The organism is Demequina capsici, assembly GCF_032102965.1.
Classification (GTDB): Bacteria; Actinomycetota; Actinomycetes; order Actinomycetales; family Demequinaceae; genus Demequina; species Demequina capsici.
The window spans coordinates 1,206,530-1,225,858 of record NZ_CP134880.1; the positions used below are offsets into that span (position 1 = coordinate 1,206,530).

General features: G+C 69.1%; 18 protein-coding genes. 6 read left to right on the forward strand and 12 right to left on the reverse strand.

Features of this window, described 5'->3' with window-relative positions; all coding sequences use genetic code 11:
- Positions 1 to 25: 25 nt before the first annotated feature.
- The 5 genes from RN607_RS05850 to RN607_RS05870 form a co-directional block, all read right to left on the reverse strand.
- The gene (locus RN607_RS05850; protein WP_313545005.1) at positions 26 to 1,096 is read right to left on the reverse strand and encodes a LacI family DNA-binding transcriptional regulator; all 1,071 of its coding nucleotides are present in this window, start codon (positions 1,094 to 1,096) and stop codon (positions 26 to 28) included.
- Between the two features lie 146 nt (positions 1,097 to 1,242).
- Positions 1,243 to 2,076 carry a carbohydrate ABC transporter permease gene (locus RN607_RS05855; protein ID WP_313500857.1) on the reverse strand — a complete coding sequence of 278 codons (834 nt, stop codon included), beginning with the start codon at positions 2,074 to 2,076 and terminating at the stop codon, positions 1,243 to 1,245.
- Positions 2,073 to 2,915, reverse strand: a complete 843-nt coding sequence (locus RN607_RS05860) for a carbohydrate ABC transporter permease (protein WP_313500859.1) — start codon at positions 2,913 to 2,915, stop codon at positions 2,073 to 2,075. Before RN607_RS05860 ends, RN607_RS05855 begins: the two co-directional genes overlap by 4 nt.
- Before the next feature lie 107 nt (positions 2,916 to 3,022).
- Entirely contained in the window at positions 3,023 to 4,381 is a 1,359-nt protein-coding gene (locus RN607_RS05865; protein WP_313545008.1) for an ABC transporter substrate-binding protein, read from the reverse strand.
- A 263-nt stretch (positions 4,382 to 4,644) separates the two neighbouring features.
- Entirely contained in the window at positions 4,645 to 5,286 is a 642-nt protein-coding gene (locus RN607_RS05870) for a YesL family protein (protein ID WP_313545010.1), read from the reverse strand.
- Between the two features lie 161 nt (positions 5,287 to 5,447).
- Here RN607_RS05870 and RN607_RS05875 point away from each other — a divergent pair, with 161 nt between their 5' ends.
- Complete coding sequence (locus RN607_RS05875) at positions 5,448 to 7,730, forward strand: family 65 glycosyl hydrolase domain-containing protein (protein ID WP_313545012.1); 2,283 nt, start codon at positions 5,448 to 5,450, stop codon at positions 7,728 to 7,730.
- Positions 7,731 to 7,847: 117 nt separating this feature from the next.
- Positions 7,848 to 8,477, forward strand: coding sequence for an MBL fold metallo-hydrolase (locus RN607_RS05880; protein ID WP_313545014.1), 630 nt, complete (start codon positions 7,848 to 7,850; stop codon positions 8,475 to 8,477).
- A 76-nt stretch (positions 8,478 to 8,553) separates the two neighbouring features.
- Here the strand turns inward: RN607_RS05880 and RN607_RS05885 are convergent, their stop codons facing one another.
- From RN607_RS05885 to RN607_RS05915, 7 genes are all read right to left on the reverse strand, one after another.
- On the reverse strand, positions 8,554 to 9,342 hold the full coding sequence (locus RN607_RS05885) for an ATP-binding cassette domain-containing protein (protein WP_313545016.1): 789 nt from the start codon (positions 9,340 to 9,342) through the stop codon (positions 8,554 to 8,556).
- A 5-nt stretch (positions 9,343 to 9,347) separates the two neighbouring features.
- Positions 9,348 to 10,457: an ABC transporter permease gene (locus tag RN607_RS05890; protein WP_313500872.1), complete on the reverse strand. Its 1,110-nt coding sequence runs from the start codon at positions 10,455 to 10,457 to the stop codon at positions 9,348 to 9,350.
- Positions 10,458 to 10,480: 23 nt separating this feature from the next.
- Complete coding sequence (locus RN607_RS05895) at positions 10,481 to 11,503, reverse strand: sugar ABC transporter substrate-binding protein (protein WP_313545018.1); 1,023 nt, start codon at positions 11,501 to 11,503, stop codon at positions 10,481 to 10,483.
- 156 nt (positions 11,504 to 11,659) lie between these two features.
- On the reverse strand, positions 11,660 to 12,547 hold the full coding sequence (locus tag RN607_RS05900) for an NAD(P)H-dependent oxidoreductase (RefSeq protein ID WP_313545020.1): 888 nt from the start codon (positions 12,545 to 12,547) through the stop codon (positions 11,660 to 11,662).
- On the reverse strand, positions 12,544 to 13,482 hold the full coding sequence (locus RN607_RS05905) for a ketopantoate reductase family protein (protein WP_313545023.1): 939 nt from the start codon (positions 13,480 to 13,482) through the stop codon (positions 12,544 to 12,546). Before RN607_RS05905 ends, RN607_RS05900 begins: the two co-directional genes overlap by 4 nt.
- On the reverse strand, positions 13,479 to 14,450 hold the full coding sequence (locus tag RN607_RS05910; RefSeq protein ID WP_313545025.1) for a heme-binding protein: 972 nt from the start codon (positions 14,448 to 14,450) through the stop codon (positions 13,479 to 13,481). Before RN607_RS05910 ends, RN607_RS05905 begins: the two co-directional genes overlap by 4 nt.
- On the reverse strand, positions 14,447 to 15,205 hold the full coding sequence (locus RN607_RS05915) for an SDR family NAD(P)-dependent oxidoreductase (protein WP_313545027.1): 759 nt from the start codon (positions 15,203 to 15,205) through the stop codon (positions 14,447 to 14,449). Before RN607_RS05915 ends, RN607_RS05910 begins: the two co-directional genes overlap by 4 nt.
- A 295-nt stretch (positions 15,206 to 15,500) precedes the next feature.
- Here RN607_RS05915 and RN607_RS05920 point away from each other — a divergent pair, with 295 nt between their 5' ends.
- From RN607_RS05920 to RN607_RS05935, 4 genes are read left to right on the forward strand one after another with little or no spacing between them, the layout of a single operon-like run.
- Positions 15,501 to 16,271, forward strand: a complete 771-nt coding sequence (locus RN607_RS05920; protein WP_313545029.1) for an SDR family NAD(P)-dependent oxidoreductase — start codon at positions 15,501 to 15,503, stop codon at positions 16,269 to 16,271.
- Positions 16,268 to 17,659: an FAD-binding oxidoreductase gene (locus RN607_RS05925; RefSeq protein ID WP_313545031.1), complete on the forward strand. Its 1,392-nt coding sequence runs from the start codon at positions 16,268 to 16,270 to the stop codon at positions 17,657 to 17,659. The genes RN607_RS05920 and RN607_RS05925 overlap by 4 nt, the downstream gene beginning before the upstream one ends.
- Positions 17,652 to 18,074 carry a VOC family protein gene (locus RN607_RS05930; protein WP_313500893.1) on the forward strand — a complete coding sequence of 141 codons (423 nt, stop codon included), beginning with the start codon at positions 17,652 to 17,654 and terminating at the stop codon, positions 18,072 to 18,074. The genes RN607_RS05925 and RN607_RS05930 overlap by 8 nt, the downstream gene beginning before the upstream one ends.
- Positions 18,071 to 19,303 carry a multidrug effflux MFS transporter gene (locus RN607_RS05935; protein ID WP_313545033.1) on the forward strand — a complete coding sequence of 411 codons (1,233 nt, stop codon included), beginning with the start codon at positions 18,071 to 18,073 and terminating at the stop codon, positions 19,301 to 19,303. The genes RN607_RS05930 and RN607_RS05935 overlap by 4 nt, the downstream gene beginning before the upstream one ends.
- Positions 19,304 to 19,329: the final 26 nt, after the last annotated feature.

Here is a 19,329-nt window from a genome sequence, read left to right on the forward strand (position 1 = left end):
GCCAACCGCTGGCGGCGGGCGCAGGTCAGGCGCGGCGCGAGGCGTTGGCTCGCGGTGCGGCGACCGAGTCTCGGTCGATGATCTCCGCAGGGACGAAGATCGTCCCTGCGGAGCCGTCCGGATTCGTGATCGCGTCCAGGATCGCTCGAGTCGACTCCTCGACGATCCGTTCCAGCGGCTGTCGCACGGTCGTCAGCGCGGGGACCGTGTAACTCGCGATGTCGATGTCGTCGAATCCCACGACCGACATGTCCTGGGGCACTCGGATGCCCCGCTCGGCGAGCGCACGGTACAGCCCGACCGCGACCGCGTCGCAGACCGCCATCACCGCGGTCGCCTCCAGGCCGCCGTCCAGCGCCGCGAGCATCGACTCGTAGCCGTTGTCCATCGTGTAGAGGTGATCCGGCAGGGCCGAGTCCACGACGGTCGCCTTGGTGGGCTCAGGCCACTCGATCATCGCGTCCCTGAAGCCCTCGATGCGCAGCGCCCACACCTGCTCGACGTCGCCTGGGCCTCCGGCGGCCACGTACGCGATCTCGCGGTGGCCCTGCTCGAGGAGATGCTGGGTCATCGCGCGCGACGCGCCGCGGTCGTCGACGGAGACGGAGGAATGCACCATCCGCGTCCCGGAGAAGTCGGTGGTGGTGCAGAACACCAGAGGGGTGCCCATCTCTGCGAGCCGCTGACCTGCCATGGCACCCTTGGCCCGGTCCCCGTATCGGCCCAGGAAGACGACGCCGCTGATCTTCCTGTCCCGGACGATGCGGGCGAGAGTCTCCGGGTCCGCCTCGTCGTCAGGGATGAACGTCAGCATCATCGAGAACTCGGTGCCCTTGATCCTCTCCTCGAACATCTGGATCATCGGCAGGAAGATCGGGCTGAGCTCGCCTTGCACGAGCACGGCGATCACGTTGGTGGAGTGGGCCTTCAGGCTGCGGGCGCTCGCGTTCGGCACGTAGTTGTACTTCGCGGCCATCTCGAGGACCCTGCGGCGGGTCTCCTCGCTCACGTCGGGGCTGCCGTTCATCGCGCGGGAGACGGTGCTGACGGCGACACCGCACAGTGCCGCGATCTCCTTGATGGTGGTGTTCGCCATGTCTCCTTGATCCCTGCCTCCGGCGCGGAGGGTCGGTGCGGGGCACAGGCGCTCCCGATCCGTGTGCGCCTCCCTACTCTAGCGGGACGGCTCTGCCCGGCTCCCGAGGCGCAGAGCGGCGCCAGGGAGCCGGGCGGAGGGTCCGCTCAGCCCTTGACCGCTCCAGCGACCACGCCCTTGATGATGTGGCGCTGCGAGAAGAGGTAGAAGGCGATGACAGGGACGATGGCGAGCACGAGGACGGCCATCATCGCGCCCATGTCCACCGTGCCGTATCCGCCCTTGAGGTACTGGATCGCGATCGACAGCGTCTTGTACTTGCGGATGTCGAGCACCAGGTAGGGGAGCAGGTAGTCGTTCCAGATCCACATCACCTCGAGGATCGCCACCGTGATGATGCTGGGTCGCATGATCGGCATGATGACCCTGAAGAAGATCTGTACCGGGCCTGCGCCGTCGATCGTGGCCGCCTCCTCGATCTCGAACGGGATCGCCTTGACGAAGCCGGTGAAGATGAAGACCGCGAGTCCCGCGCCGAAGCCGAGGTAGATGATCCAGATGCCGAACGGGTTGCCCAGGTGCAGCATGTTCGCGACCTTGGACAGGGTGAACATCACCATCTGGAACGGGACGATCATGTTGAACAGGAACAGCAGGTAGAGCGTCCGCGCGGTGCGGTTGTCCACGCGCACGATCCACCAGGCGGTCATGGACGTGCACAGCAGGATCATCAGGGTGGATCCCACCGTGATGACGACGGTCCAGCCGAACGAGGCGAAGAAGTCCGTCTGCTCGATGCCGCGGACGTAGTTGTCCATGCCCGCCCACGTCTCCGAGTTGGGCAGCGCGAACGGCTCGGAGCTGATGAAGACCTTGTTCTTGAACGAGTTGATCAGCACCAGCACGATCGGATAGATGTACGCCAGCGACAGCAGGCTGAAGACGACGGTCCACAGCCGAGGATGCCTGACCGTGGTCATGCCTTCACCTCCTTGGCGGTCGTGAGACGGTTCTGGATGATCGCGATCGCCGCGACGATCACGAAGAACACCACGGCCTTGGCCTGTCCCACGCCCTCGAATCCTGGGCGCCCGTAGAACGTGTTGTAGATGTTGAGCGCCAGCAGCTCGGACAGCCGCGACGGTGCGCCGTTGGTCAGCGCCAGGTTCTGATCGAACATCTTGAAGCCGTTGGTGACGGTGAGGAACGTGCAGACGGTGATCGACGGCATGAGCAGCGGGAGCATCACGCGGCGCACGATCTGGCGGTTGTTCGCTCCGTCGACGCGTGCGGCCTCGATCACCTCGTCGGAGATGCCCTGGATGCCGGCCACGTAGATCACCATGAGATAGCCGATCTGCTGCCAGGACAGCAGCACCACCATGCCCCAGAAGCCGTACCACTCGGAGAACGAGATCGAGCGCTCCCACCAGGCGAGCACCCCGTTGAGCAGCAGCAGCCACACGTAGCCGAGGATGATCCCTCCGATGAGGTTCGGCATGAAGAAGACGCCGCGGAACAGGTTCCGGCCCTTGATCGCCTTGGTCAGCATGTATGCCACGGCGAAGGCGGCGACGTTGATGATCACGGTGGTGACGATGGTGAAGGCCACCGTGTACCAGAGCGAATGGACGAACACCTCGTCGCCCAGGATCTTGGAGTAGTTCTCGAGTCCGACCCAGGTCGAGTCGGTGACGGTCGTGAACTTGGTGAACGACAGGTAGATGCCCAGCGCGAACGGGACGATGAACCCGACGAGGAACGCGAGGAACGTGGGGCCGGCGAAGAGCCAGCCCCAGCGGCGCAGCGTTCGGATCATGTGTCTCTCCTCATCTCGGAAGGGGTGAGGCGGGGAGGCGCGTGGAGCACCTCCCCGCCGTGACGGTCGGGGTCGGTGGCCGGATTCCGACCGCTGACCCCGCGTCGTCAGCCGTTCGCGAGCGTGTACTCGGAGGCCCAGCCGTCGACGAAGGCCGTCTCGACGGCGCTCCAGTCGCCGGTGCCCTGGGCGTAGGCGAGCAGCGCGTTGCCGACGCCGTTCTTCCACTCCTCGGAGGGCATGACGGTGAAGTTCCACGACACGGGCGTCTTGCCGGAGGCGAGAGACTCGTTGGCCGCGATCGTCAGCGGGTTCGTGGACTGGTAGTCGCCGAACGTGTCGAACGGGGTCGTGAAGCCCATGTCGTCCGCGATCGCGGAGCGACCGGCGTCCGAGGTGATGACCCACTCGAGGAAGTCGGCGGTGGCCTGCTGGTCCGCCTCGGAGGCCTGGCTGTTGATCACCCAGTAGTTCTCGGATCCGGTGGTGAGGCCCTGGTTCTCCTCGCCGTCGACGCCGATGTAGATGGGGAGCATGCCCATGTCGTCGTCGGCCACGCTCTGGCCGGAGATGTCGCCGTACGCCCACGTGCCGTTCTGGTAGAAGACGGCCTTGGCCAGGGCGAACTCCGAGTTCGCGTCGTCGATCGTCTTGCCGGACAGCAGCGTCGGCGCGGTGGTCGAGTCGGTGATGTACAGGTCGAAGATCTGCTTGTAGTTCGGCAGGTACTCGCCGGTGATGGTCGCGGGCTGGCCGGTGACGCCGTCCGCCTTGAACTCGTAGTAGAGCGGGAGGTTGGCCAGGTGGGTCTTGAAGCGCCAGTCGGATGAGGAGTCGAACCCGGCCGAGGTGAAGGCGCCGTCGACGCCGAGTGCGTCCTTGTTCGCCTGGATCTCGTCTGCGACCGTCTTGAGCGCCGCGAAGTTGTCGAGGTCGTCGATGGACTTCACGGTGGACCAGTCGGCGGCGAAGTACTCGTCGAGCAGCGCCTTGTTGTAGATGATCCCGTAGGTCTCGATCACGTAGGGGATGCCGAGCACCTGGCTGCCGTCGTCGCTGGTGAGGGCCATCGACTGGTCGACGAGGTGCGAGTAGGCGGCGGTGCCGGACAGGTCGGCCGCGTAGTCCTTCCACGTCGCGAGGCCGACGGGACCGTTCACCTGGAACAGGGTCGGCGCGTCGGACTTGCCCATCTCGGACTTGAGCGTGGTCTCGTACGTGCCTGACGCCGCGGTCTCGACGGTCACGGGCACGCCGGTCTCCGAGGTGTACTCCTTGGCGAGCGCGGTCCACTGGTCGGCGACCTCGGGCTTGAAGTTCAGGTAGTAGACCGAGCCGTCGGCGGCCGCGCCGGACGAGCCATCGGTGCTGTTGTCCGAGGACGAGCATGCCGCCAGGCTGCCGATCGCCAGGGCGGTGACAGCTGCGATGCCGCCGGTCCTGGCGAGTGACTTGAGGTTCTTCATGATCCCTTGTTCCTCCATTGGCTAGGGCTCCGGATCGCGGGCATCGTTGCCTGCGAGCATCCAGCCCGGAAACGATTCCGTTCGGATGAGCGACATGTTACTCACGTCAGGGTGCGCGCTGGCAAGTGCACATGCCGTGGATCAGGTCGGGAGGTGAGGCGGTTCCGTGCAGGTCGAGGCGACGCCGGAGCTGGAGTGCCTGCTAAGGGGCCGTAAGGGCTGTCGATCGGCATACGCGCCACGAGTGCGGCGTGGCCGAATCGTTACCGAGCGGTGGTCTCCTGAGGTGCGTCCGCGTCGAGCTGCGGACGGAAGGCGCGCTCGAGGATCGGGGTGTTCGCGAAGATCAGCGCCCCGTATCCGAAGATCACGAGCACGGGGATCCCCTGAGGCATCTGGGTGAGCGTCGCGACGGCGACGCCGACGAGCGCGGCGTCGATCACGAGAGCGAGCGCTGTCCACCTGAGATTGGCGAAGGCTAGCAGGAAGGCGACGAAGATCGTGCGATGCCAGGGGTTATCGAAACGAGCCAGCACCGCGAACGCATAGGTCCACGTCGGGAGCACCAGGACGGTGAGCAGCACGGCCGCCGGCAGTGCCAGCGAGCTCCGCGTCGTGAGGAGCCACGCCCCGATCGTCACGATCGCGGCGATCAGGGCGACAGCTCCCACCGCCATCCCCTGCCGGAGATTGGTGCGGAAGGAATGGAGGAGGAGCCGGATCGCCGAGTCGCCCCGATCCTCGAGGACGCGTCGCGCGGTGTCGTGTGCGGCGGTGATGGCTGGGCCCGCAGTGATGATCGGGATCGACAGCACGAGGCCGAGCAGGTTGACCACCGCGACGTCGTACAGGAGGCCCATCGTCTGCCAGAAGGGGGAGTCGGTGCGGAACAGCCTGTCGAGCATGGCATCGGATCCTATCCCGAGCGCTGCCACCCCGCCACCTCACCGGAAAGGGTTCCGGACTTCGGCGGATTAGGGTTAAGGTGCGGGAGTGAGAACGGGGGCGCCGCCTCGAGGGCGTGCCGCGCGTGAACCCGTATCGGTCGAGCAAAGGCGGTTGGCCCGTGAGCACAGGAATCTTCGACATCGACCCATGGGCGGTGTCCGTCCGGGGCCTCGACCCTGCGCGCGTGAGGCTCGTGGAGAGCGTGATGGCCACCGGCAACGGCCATATGGGCATGCGAGGGAACTTCGAGGAGGGGTACAGCGGCGACTCGCACCTCGGCACGTACCTCGCGGGGGTGTGGTTCCCTGACCGGACCCGGGTCGGCTGGTGGAAGAACGGATATCCGCACTACTTCGGCAAGGTCGTCAACGCGGTGAACTTCGCCGCGGTGCGCATCGCGGTCGACGGCGTGCCCGTCGACCTCGCGACGGTGCCGTGCTCCGACTTCGAGATGCGGCTGGACATGCGTGCCGGAGTCCTGACGCGGGAGTTCCGCTGCCGCGTCGCGGGGGTGACGCTGCGCCTCCGGCTCGAGAGGTTCCTCAGCGTCGTCACTCCCGAGCTGTCCTTCCAGCGCGTGGAGATCGACGTGCTCGAGGGTGAAGGTGTGCTCGAGGTCACCCCGCTCCTGGACGGTGACGTGCACAACCTCGACAGCAACTACGGCGAGCAGTTCTGGGCTCCGGATCCGACATGGGGGGTGGGAGCGTCCGCGCTGACCTTCCAGACCGTCCCGAATCCGTTCGGCACCCCTCGATTCACCGTCACGGCCGCCATGGAGGCGAGCCTGTCGGGCCTGGACGAGACGTCGCGGTGGCGTGACGAGTGGTCGGTGGGAACCACCTGGTCGGGCCCTGTCGCGCCAGGTTCCGCGGTGGTGCTCCACAAGACCGTGGCGGTGGTGACGTCCCGCGACCATGAGCCGGACGTGCACCTCGCCACCACGGCACGGCTGCTCGGCGACGCTGCTCTGCAGGACCACAGTGCGCATCGGGCCGCGCAGGCGGCGGCATGGGCTGAGCGCTGGCAGCTCGCCGACGTCGAGATCCTGGGGGACGAACCCGCTCAGCAAGGGATCCGGTTCACGATCTTCCAGCTGCTCTCCACCTACTACGGCGAGGACGAGCGCCTCAACATCGGTCCCAAGGGGTTCACGGGGGAGAAGTACGGCGGCGCGACCTACTGGGACACGGAGGCGTTCCTCTTCCCTATGTACATGTCCATCGCGGAGCCCGAGGTGGCGCAGTCGCTGTTGCGGTATCGACACCGTCAGCTGCCGCAGGCTCGCCACAACGCCGCCCAGCAGGGGCTGCCTGGCGCGCTGTATCCGATGGTCACCTTCGACGGGGTCGAGTGCCACAACGAGTGGGAGATCACCTTCGAGGAGATCCATCGCAACGGCGCGATCGCCTACGCGATCCGCCACTACACCGAGCACACGGGCGACCGCTCCTATCTGGAGGGCGAGGGGATCGAGGTGCTCGTCGAGATCGCCAGGTTCTGGGCCGGTCGCGTGCACCGGTCGTCGAGCACAGGCGCGTTCATGATCCACGGGGTGACGGGTCCCAACGAGTACGAGAACAACGTCAGCAACAACTGGTACACGAACTACCTGGCCCGCTGGGTCCTGCGCTTCACCTCAGCCACACTGTCGGAGCTGTCCGACCAGCGGCGCGCAGAGCTCGCGGTCCCTCTCGAGGAGCGGGAGCGCTGGACCGAGATCGCAGACGAGATGTACCTCCCGTACGACGAGCGGCTCGGGGTGCACGTCCAGCACGACACGTTCCTCGACAAGGCGCTGGCGCCCGTCGACGCGATCCCCGAAGGCGACCGCCCGATCAACCAGCACTGGTCGTGGGACCGGATCCTGCGCTCGTGCTACATCAAGCAGGCGGACGTGCTGCAGGGGCTCTACCTGTTCGCGGACGACTTCTCGCAGGAGCAGATCAGCAGGGACTTCGACTTCTACGAGCCCATGACGGTGCACGAGTCGTCGCTGTCGGCGTCCCTGCACGCCGTGCTCGCCAGCTCCCTGGGGCGTCACGAGAAGGCCATGGAGCTGTACCGGCGGTCCGCGCGGCTCGACCTCGACAACTACAACCAGGACACCGAGGATGGGCTGCACATCACCTCGATGAGCGGCAGCTGGCTCGCGATCGTGCAGGGCTTCGGGGGCATGCGTGTCGGCGCGGACGGGCTGCGGTTCGCGCCGTTCTGCCCGCAGGGGTGGCAGGGCTTCGGATTCTCGGTGCGGTACCGCGGCCGGGTCATCTCGGTCCAGGTGGGGCCGGAGTCGACGGAGTACCGGCTCGTGGAGGGCGACGCGGTAGACATCCGTGTGGACGCCGACGTCGTGAGGCTGGCGGTGGACACGGTGGTGAGGCATCGGAACGTCTCCTGAGGCGTGGCGTGGCCCCGGATCCTCGGTCGCGCTAGAGTCACTGTGTGGAAGCAGTTTTCTGCCAGTGAGACGTTGCGGTGTCCCTGAGGGATGCGCGCACGCCGACGAAGGAGTCCCGTGAAGCTCACGCACCTGGGTCACGCCTGCTTTCTCGTCGAGACGGCGGGAGCACGTGTGCTCATCGACCCTGGCTGCCTCTCACGCTTCGAGGATCTACGCGGGCTCGACGCGGTCCTCGTGACCCACCAGCACGCGGACCACGTCGACGGGGATCGCCTGGAGGTGCTGCTCGACCACAACCAGGGCGCGGCGCTGTACGTCGACCCCGACACCGTGGCCGAGCTGCCGGTGCTCCGTGCGCAGGCGAACGTCGTGCGACCGGGCGACCGGATCACGGTCGGCGGCTCCGTCGTCCATGTGCTCGGGGGCCTGCATGCGGCGGTCTACGCCGACATCCCTGGGTGCACGAGCAACGCCTACCTGATCGACGGGGGAGCATTCCTGCACCCTGGCGACGCGTTCGTGGTGCCTGACGTGCCCGTCGACGTCCTCGCCGTCCCGATCGACGGGCCGTGGCTCAAGCTGTCCGAGGCCGTCGCCTATGTTTCGACTGTCGCGCCGAGGGTCGCGGTGCCCATGCATGAGGGCGAGACGACGGACCCGGGCAAGTACGCGGGAATGCTCGCCGCGTTCAGCGCAGACGGGGTGGTGCGGAGGATCGACCTGGGCGAGCCGTTCACGCTCTGAAGGTGCGGCCTGCCCTCGGGGTGCGCGAACACGACGACGCCGGCCGAGCCTGAGCCCGACCGGCGTCGAGGACGTGCTACTCGAACATCGACGGGCGCGCCCCTGTGATCCAGCCGACGAGCGCGTCGTTGTCCGTGTCCTCCGTGGCGATGTCCGCGACCTTCCGGCCCCGGTTGAGCACCGCGATGCGGTCGCAGACCGCGGTGGCGAGCTGCAGATTGTGGGTGACCAGGACGATCGCGATGCCCTGGTCGGCCATGCGGCGGATGAGCGCCTGCACCTGCTGGGTCTGCTCGTATCCCAGCGCCGCCGTCGGCTCGTCGAGAAGCAGGACCCCGTTGCGGTCGCCGGCGACCCTAGTGGCACTTCGCGCGAGCGCCACCACCTGCCGTTGTCCGCCGGACAGCATCTCCACGGGACGGGTCATCGCTGCGGTCCGGACACCGAGCTTGTCCAGCTCGGCCTCCGAGCGCTTGCGCTGCGCCTTGTGGTCGACGAACCCGAGCAGTCCGAAGATGCCCTTGCGCAGGATCTCCCGGCCGATGTTCAGGTTCGTCGCGATGTCGAGCGCGTCGACCAGTGCAAGGTCCTGGTACACCATCTGAATCCCGGCGGCGGTGGCCTGGCTCGGGGAGTCGAGCTCCACCTTCCTGCCGTGAACCTGGACCTTGCCGCCGGTCGGCCGGTGCGCGCCCGACATGATCTTGAGCAGCGTCGACTTGCCCGCGCCGTTGTCGCCGAGCAGGCCGACCACCTCGCCAGGGTTCACATGGAAGTCGATCGAGTCGAGCGCCTGGACGTAGCCGTAGTGCATATCGATCCCGCAGAGCTCCAGGACCGGCACCGTGGTCTTCGTGGTCTCCATGGCGGTCACCTCGTTCCCGTGTGGACGGAGGCCTGAGCGGTGGCCATGAGGCGCTTGGACACCGACAGCGTGACCCAGCGCTCCAGGGTGAGCGAGCCGATCAGCAGCACGCCCGTGACGCCCGTGGCCCAGTAGGGCTGGATGCCCTTGATCGTGAGCCCGTTGGAGATCGTCGCGAGCACCAGCGCCCCCACGAGCACGCGGGGCAGGCTCCCGCGGCCGCCCTGGAGCGACACGCCGGCGAGCGCGACCGCCGTGAGGGCGGTGAAGATCAACGCAGGGCTTGCCGACGGGTTCGCCTCGGTGACGACCGCTGTGGTCACCAGGCCGCCGAGCCCGGCGCACGTGCTGCTGATGATGAAGGCGAACACGCGGTAGCGGTCGCTGTGGATGCCGGAGCGCCGGACCGCCTCGGGGTTGCCGCCGACCGCCATGAGACGGATGCCGTCACGGGTCTTCGTGAGGAACACCGTTCCGACGGTGAACACGCCCGCGGCGATGTAGACGGGGGCCGGTACGCCGAGGTATCGCTGCGTGCCCATGAAGTCCAGCATCGACAGGCCAGGGAAGGTGTAGCCGCCCGCGACGATCGCGGCGATCGCCGACGTGATCGAGAGGGTGGCGATCGTGACGATGATCGGGTTGAAGCCGCGAAGCGAGATCAGGCCGTTGGCAAGGCCCACGAGCGCGGCGAGGATGATGCCCGTGGTGAGTGCGAGCCAGATAGGCAGGTCGTGCACGAGCATCCAGCCGGCGACGCAGCTCGCCATCGCGGCGACTCCCGGGATGGACAGGTCGAGTGCCCCGCAGATGATCCCCACGGCGACGCCGGCCGCGAAGATCGCGCTGATCGCCGCGGCGTTCGCGATGAGGATCCCGTTGTTGAGCGTGGCGAAGTAGGGGTTCGCCCAGAGGGCGAACACGACGATCAGCAGCGCCCACAGGACGAAGATGCCGCGGTCGCGCAGGAAGATCATGCCTCGCACGCTCGCGCTGTCCTTGTGGGGCACAGCGGCCGCGGGTGCGGGCTTGGGGGACGGAGTGGGCGCGGCGGGCGCCGTGGCCCCCGGGGTTCCGGGGGTCACGGCGCCGTCCGCCTCGGTGGGGCTGGCCATCTTCATGTCTCGTCGCGTGTCTCTCAGCCCTCGGACGTGGTGACCTTGAGCGGGACGGTCAGCACCGGGCCCAGCGCCGTGGGATCGGCCTGCATCGCCACGAGGGTGTCGAACGACTGGACCATGTCGTCCTGGAACTGCAGGGCGACGGTGGCGTACATCGTGCCGTCCGCCACCAGGCCGAGCACCTCGTCGTTCCCACCGAAGTCGGTGACGCACGGCAGGTCCTTGCCCGCGGCCTTGAACGCGCCGATCGCGCCGAGCGCGCCCTCGTCGTTCGCCGCTGCGACCACGTTCACGTCGGGGTGCGCCTGAAGCACAGCGCCCACATCGGTCTGGGATGCGGCGCGGTCGCTGATCTCCCAGTTCTGGACGACCGTCGCGTTGGGGGCGGTGGCTGTGAGGGCGTCGAGGAACGCCTTGTCGGACTCCTCCTTGCCGGCGGTGCCTGCGGCGGACTCGCCGTAGATCACCGTCGCCGTGCCGCCGAGCTTCTCGTTGATGCACTTGCCCGTCTGCTCGCCGAGCGCGGTGCCGCCCGCTGCATAGTCGATCGTGTCGAAGCTGATGCCGGCCTGGGCGCCGTCGAATCCGTAGTCTGCCGGCACTCCGTTGATGAGGACGGGGACGCCCTTCTCCTGGGCGGTGACGAGCACGTCGGACATGGAGGCCGGCGCGATGGCGATGATCCACAGCGCTCCTGCGCGGCCCGACTCGAGGACGTCGGTCACCTGCTGGACCTGGGTGCTGGGGTCGAGGTTCGGGTCCTGGACGATCACCTCCCAGCCCTGGCTGCCGCCGTAGCCGTTGACGCCGTCGGAGAGCCCCTGCATGGCGGGGATCTGCAGTCCGATGGGGGAGAAGACGAGAGTCTTGGGCAGATCGGACATCGCCGGCTCGGACGCCGTGGCGCTCGAGGAGGCAGACTCCGAGGTCGAGGCGTCGGCGCCTCCGTCGGAGGATGAGCAGGCTGTCACGAGGATGAGGATCGCGCCGGCGCTGACGCCTGCTGCCGAACGGGTGAGGTGATGACGAATGGTGCTCACGGGGATCTCCTTTGATTTCCGCGATGGGGGGACTGTCCTGCACGCTTTCAATGAATGAAAGCCACTTTCGTCGGTGGTGCCTATGCTAGGCCCCTTGCCGAACGTTGTCCACGATCAGAATCGTGGCGTCGGTCGAGCCGACCCGGATGCGTCGCGTCAGCGTGGAGGCCGGGTGACCGGAAAGCCCTCGTACTGCGCCGCCAGCTGGGCGACCTCATCCCGCCTAGCGGCATGGAATCGCGCGGTGTCGACGATCTCCCGGTAGTGCGCCCTCCTCTCCTCCATCGAGATGACCGACGACTCCAGGTCGGTCCACGCCACGCCTTCATCGCCGAGCACGCCGCGAGCGCCGCACGTGGCGCACTCCAACGAGGTGCCTCGCAGCACCACCACGTCCAGATGGCACAGCGGGCATGCGCCCGGCGGGCCCAGGTACTCGGCCTCGCCCAGGGGCCTGCCTGCCTGGCTCGCCACGTGGCGTCCCAGCTCTGCCGCCCTGGCGATCGCCGCGGCGTCCAGCACCGCCGAGCGTGGCGTGCCCGCGCCCTCGACCACGATCTGGTCGACGACGGAGGTGCTCATCGAGAACGTCAGGGTGTGCATCACGGGCAGTGCGAGCGCCTTCCACTGGGTCGTGAGCGCCCCACCGCACGCGATGAAGCCCGCGACGCGGGGCCGGAGGACGCGCTCGTCGACCCGGAAGGGCACCGCGGGCTCGCCGCCGTGGCGTCGCACCTCGAGCAGGCCCTCGATGATCGCCGCGTCAGCGTTGGGTCCCAAGAGGCGATCGCCGAGCAGCTTCAAGCGCCCGGGGACCGTGCGGCTGATGATCGGCGCGCCCACGATCCACGCATCGCAGCCGATGAGGCGCTCCCAGAACCACTCGGCGTCGTCCTCGGGTCCGCCGTCGAGGCGCAGGTCGTCCAGGCGCACCAGCTCGGTCGCGGCGCCGGCCGCTGCGGCGGCGCGAAGCGCCTCGATGACCAGGATCTCGACGCTTCCGCCGGGATTCCCGCAGGACAGTCCGAGCATGGTGGTCGTCATCGTGGGCCTCCCGTGGTCCAGCTGAATTCGAGCCCATGGATCAGGGCGGTCATCGCCTGGTGCAGGGGCGTGGGCACTGCGGTGCGGGCGCCTTCGGCGACGATGCCGCCGCACAGGACGTCGACCTCGGTGAGATGGCGCGCCTCGACGTCCTGGAGCATGGAGGGCCGATGCCAGAACGCCTCCGTGATCGCCTCCTCCACCGCGTCGCTCGGGTCGCGCAGCAGCGTGATGCCCGCGGCCTCGCAGACGGCCTCCGCCTCGGCGATCAGGGCGTCGACCAGCGGGCGCAGGCCCGGATCGGTGCACACCTGCCCGATGCTCAGTCCGGTGAGCGCTGACAGCGGGCTCGTCGAGGCGTTGAACACGACCTTCGTCCACTGCGGGCCGCGCGCGTCGGCCAGCGCGTGGGTGCGCAGGCCGCCCTCGGTGAGGAGCGCTGCCAGGCGCTCGACGCGCGTCAACGGTGCCGGGCTGGGCTCGAAGGGTCCGAACCACGAGTCACCGGGGGCGTCGTATCGGACGATGCCTGGTGAGGTGACCGTTCCCGCGGTGACGATGCTGCCTCGGATCACATGCGGCAGGACCGTGGCGATCGTGTCCTCGTTGCCGATCCCGTTCTGCACGCTCACGACCGCAGCGCCCTGCAGCGGCGCGCGTGCCGCCTCGACCGCGGCACGCGTGTGCTGGGACTTGGTGGCGACGATCGCGAACTCGCAGGGCGGCAGGTCGTCGGCGCGTGTCACGCCGTGCACAGGGGCGACGAACTCCGCGGCACCGGTGACGCGCAGGCCGTCATGCGCGATCGTCCGCATGTGCTCCGCCCACGGGTCCACTGCCCACACCTCGACGCCGGGCACGCGCGCAAGGTGGGCCGCGTAGAGGCTCCCGATCGCCCCGCAGCCGAGCACGGCGACCCGCGTGGCGGTCGTCACCCGGCCACCTCGGCGGCGATGAGAGCGCACAGTGCAGGGTCTGCTCCGCCGATGCCGATGGCCCCGACGACCCGTCCGGCGTCGAGGATCGGCGATCCGCCGGGAGCGAGGAGGAACGGTTGCGGGCCGAGAGCGCCGAGAGCATCGGCCGCGGCCCCGTACGTCATGACGAGGTCTCCGCTCGGCATGCCGAAGCGGGCGGCGGTGCACGCGGTCGCCAGTGCGACGTCGACGCCGCCCGCCACCGCGTCGTCCATGCGGTCCTGCCTGAGGGGGTCGCCGCCGCGGTCCACGACCGCGACGCTGATCCGTGCGCCGTGCCTCTGCGCCGACGCCGTGGCGGCCTCGCTGAGCTCCGCCGCCCAGGCGAGCTCGTGCTGCGACACGGCCGGCGGTGCCGCGCGCATCCCCAGGCTCTCCTGCGGTGGGACGACCAGGTCGCCGAACCTCTGCTGCCACCGCGCCGCGTCGTCGCCGTGCTGCCCTTCGTACGGGATGGTGAGCGCGTAGGCGATGAGGAGGTCCTCGGGGTTCGCCGGCTGACCGTCGGCGCTCACCGCCTCCGGTGCCACCCCGGCCGGGAGGAACGGGCTCACGGTGGCACCGGAGGCGGCGATCCCGCCCACGATCACGCCGTCGCGCTCGATCGGCATGCCACCCGCGCCGGGGAACACCGCCTCGGGCGACACGGCCACGAATCCTGCCGAGATCGGGCCTGGAAGCGAGGTCATGCGGTGCAGGTGCTCGGAGCTCTGGACCTGCTGGGTCGCGGAGATCCACGCCTTCGACCGTGCCCGCGCCATCCCGCCGGGTCCGCCGTGGTCCAGCCGGGACGCCGTGATCAGGGCACCGCTCGCGCCCACCACGGCGATTCCGCCGCGCAGACCGAGCTGCTCGGCCTTGTCGACGGCCCGCTGGACCAGCATCTGCGCCTCAGCGAGCGGGAGGTCGCGAGGATGGGAGCTCATACGAGGGTCCGTCCGCCGTCGACGTAGACGCACTGCCCCGTGATGAAGCCGGCGCGGTCGGAGACCAGGAACGTCACGGCGTCCGCCACCTCGGAGGGGACGCCCAGCCTCTGTGCGGGCACCAGGGATTCCAGGTCCTCCCGGTGGCCGTCGCGGTCGAGGTACGCGCGGGTGAGGTCGGTCTCGACGTACCCGGGGCCCACCGCGTTGACGGTGACCCCATGGGGTGCCCACTCCCGCGCCATGACGCGCATCATCTGGTTGATCCCGCCCTTCGACGCGGCGTACGGCGCGTGATGGGGGTGAGCCAGCAGGGCGGAGACCGAGGAGACGAACACCATGCGGCCCGCGCCCGCGGCGACCATGCGTCGTCCCACCTCCTGCCCCAGCCACCAGGCGGTGGACAGGTTCAGGGTCAGGATCGCCTGCCAGTCCTCGTCGCCTAGCTCGAGCACGGGCCGACGGTCGTTGCGGCCGACGGCATGTACGAACGCCGTCGGCGTCCCCACCAGGGAGACGGCGGCGGCGACGATCTCGCGACATGCGTCGGGGGTGGAGATGTCGGCCTCGAGGGTGTGGAGGTGAAGCCCCTGGTCCTGGGCCTCGCGCGCCACGGCGGCGAGCGCTTCAGGGTCGCGGTCGACGACCACGGCACGTGTGCCTGCGGCGGCGAGGCTGAGCACGGAGGCTCCGCCCAGACCGCCGGCACCGATGATGAGGGCGCCTTTGCCCTCGAGGTTCAACCAGCCCGTCATGTGTGCACTCTTCCTTGAGTTCTCACAGAATGAAAGTAACTTTCAAAAACAGTAGACGACTTGCGAGCCCATGTCCAGACGGCGCGCGGGAGGTGGAATCGCGCCGCCCATGCCGCTACCATCCCTATGAAAGTCGCTTTCGCTAATCGAAAGATCCCCGGTTCGCCCGGAGTCCGCCCGCACAAAGGAGTGCAACCGTGACCGTCGCGCCCACCCTTCATCCTGTGTCCCTGCGCGGTTGCGCACGGGTTCCCCGCAGCCGCGCCGCCGCGTCGCACACGGCGAGCCGACGCGCATGAGCGGCCGGCTCACGGGCAGATCCGTGCTCGTCACCGGCACCGGCGGCGGGATAGGGCGCGCGACGGCGATCCTCTGCGCACGCGAGGGGGCGCACGTGGTCGGTTGCGATCTGAACCAGGCACCCTCGGAGGAGACGGTCGAGCTCGTCCGCTCCGAGGGCGGGCGGATGGATGCGATCGCTCCCGTCGACCTGTCCACGCCCGACGGCGCCCGAGCATGGGTCGACGAGGCGGCGCGGATCGCAGGCGGCGTGGACGTCCTCGTCAACAACGCCTCTGCGATCCGCTTCGGAGCCATCGACGCGCTGTCCTACGAGGACTGGTCCTTCACCATGAGGAACGAGCTCGACATCGTCTTCCTCGTGACACGCGCGGCCTGGCCGCATCTGGTGGCCCGCGGCGGCGGGTCGGTGGTCAACGTCGCGTCGATCACCGCGTCACGCGGCGCCTGGTTCATGCCGCAGAACGCGCACGGCGCCGCGAAGGGCGGGGTGCTCGCACTGACCTACCAGCTGGTGGTCGAAGGCGGCCCCCACGCGATCCGCGTCAACGCCGTGTCGCCCGCCATGACGCAGACCCCGCACACGACGCCGATGCTCATGGACCCCGACGGGCCAGCCGAGCAGATCCTGTCGCGCGTGCCGCTCGGTCGGTGGGGGCAGCCGGAGGACGTCGCGCACGCGATCCTGTTCCTCGCGAGCGACGAGTCGCGTCACGTGACAGGCGCGAACATCCCCGTCGACGGCGGCGCGGCGGTGGTGGGATGAGCGCGGCTGAGGCCGTGCGCGGACGGCTCGTGCGGCGCGGCGATGCGGACTACGAGGAGGCACGCATCGGCCGCGTGTTCAACGCCCGCAAGCCCGACAGGTATCCCGCGGCCATCCTCGAGGTCGCCGACGCCGACGACGTGGTCGCGGGCGTCCGGCTCGCGATCGAGCACGGCTGGGACGTGAGCGTCCGCTCCGGCGGGCACTCGTGGGCGGCGTGGAGCGTCCGCGACGACGCCCTGCTGCTCGACCTCGGATCGCTCCGGTCGATCGAGTACGACGACGCGACCGGCATCGTCGCCGCAGGCCCCGCGACGATGGGTGCGCTCGAGCTGACACCGTTCCTCGCCGAGCGCGGACGTGCGTTCCCCGGTGGCCACTGCGCCACCGTCGGCATCGGCGGATACCTGCTGCAAGGAGGGCAGGGCTGGAACGGGCGCGCCCAGGGATGGGCGTGCGAGAGCGTGGTCGCGGTGGACGTCGTCACCGCGGACGGCGAGCACGTGCGGGCGGACGCCGGGCAGAACGCCGACCTGTACTGGGCGGCACGGGGCGCGGGACCAGGCTTCCCCGGCATCGTCACCCGCTTCCACCTCCAGACGTATGCGCTGCCCGAGGCGATGTGGCACGACACCTGGACGTTCCGCCTGGACGACGCCGAGGCCGTGATCGGTTGGCTCCACCGCGTCCTGCCGACCCTCGATCGCAGGGTGGAACCGGTGATGGCGGCGACAAGGCTGCCCGACGTGCCGCTCTACGACGGCGTGGAGCACCCCGGCGGCACGGTGCTGCTGCTCCACGCAACCTGCATGGCAGGCTCCGAGGAGGAGGCGCGGAACCTGCTGGCGGGACTCGGCGACTGCCCGGTCGCGGGCCGCGAGCTGGGACGCGCGACCGGCCCGACCACCGTGGCCGACGAGAGCATCGCGCAGACCGCGCAGAATCCGGAGGGCTACCGCTACGCCGTGGACTGCGCGTGGACCGACGCTCCGGCCGAGGTGCTCGCGCCTCTGCTGCTCGACATCTGGCGCGAGCTCGACACGGAGCACTCGTTCTCGATCTGGTACGGCTGGGCACCTGCACGCGCCTTGCCCGACATGGCGTTCTCGATCGAGGGCAACGTGTACGTCGCGACGTATCTCATCTACCCCGACGCGGCGGACGACGGGATGTACCGGGAACGGGTGCACTCCCGCACCGCAGCGATCGCCCGCGCCGGGGGAGTGGGCGTCTACCTGGGGGACACGGACTTCACTGCCCGTCAGGACCGGTTCCTCAGCCCCGAGCATTACGCGCGGCTGGAGGAGATCCGCGCGCGGCGAGACCCGGCAGGGCGCATCAGCGGCTACCTGACCGCTGACCGCGAGGGGTTGAACATCCATGCCTGACGCGGGCCGGCTGGACCATGTGGGCCTCAACGTCGCGGACCTCGCAGCCGCGAGCGCCTGGTACGTCGCCGCGCTCGGGTACTCGGTCGAGCTCGAGCTGCGGATCGCGCCCATCGACCTGGACATCGTGATGCTGCTGCATCCCGACGGCACCCGGCTCGAGCTGCTGCACCGCCCGGGGTCGGTGCGCGGGCTGCGCGCGGACAACCCGGCCGAGGCCGCGCTCACCGAAGGCTTGGGCCACCTCGCGTTCGATGTCGCCGGACTGGACGAAGCGTTCGCACGCCTGGTCGCGCACGGGGCGCGCGCAGTCATGCCGCCCCAGCCGTCGCCGGAGGCAGGGGTGAGGATGGCGTACGTCGCCGACCCGGAAGGCAACCTGCTCGAGCTCGTCGAGCGGCCGAGGACCGCGTGACGCGGGACGGGCGGGACGCGACCGCGCAGACGACGCCCCGGTGGCTCGTCCTGCTGCTCGGCGCCTACACCGCGCTCGTCGTCTTCACGACCGACGTCTACATGCCCGTGCTCCCGCGACTGGAGCAGGACTTCGCCACCAACGCTGCCGTGGCGGCAGCGACGCTGTCGGCCGTGCTGGTGGGCATCGCAGGAGGCCAGGTGGTGCTCGGCCCCGTGAGCGATGCCGTGGGACGGCGGCTGCCGCTTCTCGTGGGAGGCATCGCGTACTCGGTCGCGCACGTGCTCAGCGCCTTCGCACCGACGATCGAGGTGCTGCTCCTGCTGAGGTTCGTGACGGGTCTCGCTGCGGCAACGTGCCTGGTGGTGACGAGGGCGATCGTGGCGGACGTGTATCCGGGTGCCGCCGCGGGACGTGCCTTCGCGACGCTCGGCGCGGTCGGCTCGGTCGCCCCTGTGATCGCGCCCCTGCTGGGCGGCCTGCTCGCGCGGGTCATGGACTGGCGCGGCATGTTCCTCGTGCTGGCGGGGGCGGCGGTGCTGCTGGTGGCGCTGGGCGCCCGCGCGCTCCCAGAGACGCTGCCGCGCGAGAGGCGCATCCCGCCTCGGTTCGGGCCCATCGTGAGCGAGCTCGGCGCCGTGCTCGCGATGCGACCATTCCTCGCGTACCTCGCGGCGGCGTCGGCGGTGGGTGCGGTCCTCTTCGGCTACATCGGTGCCTCGTCCTTCGTGCTGCAGGAGGGGTACGGGCTGTCCCCTCAGCAGTACAGCCTGGTGTTCGCGATGAATGCTGTCGGCATCGTGGCAGCCTCCCTGACCACCAGGCAGCTGGTGTCGCGGATGGGCTCGGTGAGGCTCCTCGCGCTCGGCCACACGGCGTCGGCGGCGGGCGCCGGGATCCTGGGCCTCGGCGTCGGGCTGCACTCGCTCGTGGTCCTGATGGTCGGGCTCTTCGTCGCCATCGCGAGCATCGGGTTCGTGATCCCGTCGGTGACGACGCTCGCGATGGCGGTCGCGCGGAACAACGCCGGAGCCGCCTCGGGGCTGCTGGGCATCTGCCAGTTCACGTTCGGCGCGCTCGCCTCCCCGCTCGCCGGCGCGGGCGGCTCCGCATGGTCGCTTGTCGCCGTGGTGGCTGCAGGCGCGCTCGCCGGCCCACTGCTCATGGTCATGATCCATCGGCCCCGGTCGGTGCGCAGCCTCCGGGACGGGGAATCGAGCGAAGGCTGACGAGTCGCCGCGCTCGCTCTGCTGCG

Bases quoted from the DNA above. Each gene is read 5' to 3' on its own strand.
- RN607_RS05850 (WP_313545005.1), bottom strand. From the start codon at position 1,096: ATGGCGAACACCACCATCAAGGAGATCGCGGCACTGTGCGGTGTCGCC.
- RN607_RS05855 (WP_313500857.1), bottom strand. From the start codon at position 2,076: ATGACCACGGTCAGGCATCCTCGGCTGTGGACCGTCGTCTTCAGCCTG.
- RN607_RS05860 (WP_313500859.1), bottom strand. From the start codon at position 2,915: ATGATCCGAACGCTGCGCCGCTGGGGCTGGCTCTTCGCCGGCCCCACG.
- RN607_RS05865 (WP_313545008.1), bottom strand. From the start codon at position 4,381: ATGAAGAACCTCAAGTCACTCGCCAGGACCGGCGGCATCGCAGCTGTC.
- RN607_RS05870 (WP_313545010.1), bottom strand. From the start codon at position 5,286: ATGCTCGACAGGCTGTTCCGCACCGACTCCCCCTTCTGGCAGACGATG.
- RN607_RS05885 (WP_313545016.1), bottom strand. From the start codon at position 9,342: ATGGAGACCACGAAGACCACGGTGCCGGTCCTGGAGCTCTGCGGGATC.
- RN607_RS05890 (WP_313500872.1), bottom strand. From the start codon at position 10,457: ATGGCCAGCCCCACCGAGGCGGACGGCGCCGTGACCCCCGGAACCCCG.
- RN607_RS05900 (WP_313545020.1), bottom strand. From the start codon at position 12,547: ATGACGACCACCATGCTCGGACTGTCCTGCGGGAATCCCGGCGGAAGC.
- RN607_RS05910 (WP_313545025.1), bottom strand. From the start codon at position 14,450: ATGAGCTCCCATCCTCGCGACCTCCCGCTCGCTGAGGCGCAGATGCTG.
- RN607_RS05915 (WP_313545027.1), bottom strand. From the start codon at position 15,205: ATGACGGGCTGGTTGAACCTCGAGGGCAAAGGCGCCCTCATCATCGGT.
- RN607_RS05920 (WP_313545029.1), top strand. From the start codon at position 15,501: ATGAGCGGCCGGCTCACGGGCAGATCCGTGCTCGTCACCGGCACCGGC.
- RN607_RS05925 (WP_313545031.1), top strand. From the start codon at position 16,268: ATGAGCGCGGCTGAGGCCGTGCGCGGACGGCTCGTGCGGCGCGGCGAT.
- RN607_RS05930 (WP_313500893.1), top strand. From the start codon at position 17,652: ATGCCTGACGCGGGCCGGCTGGACCATGTGGGCCTCAACGTCGCGGAC.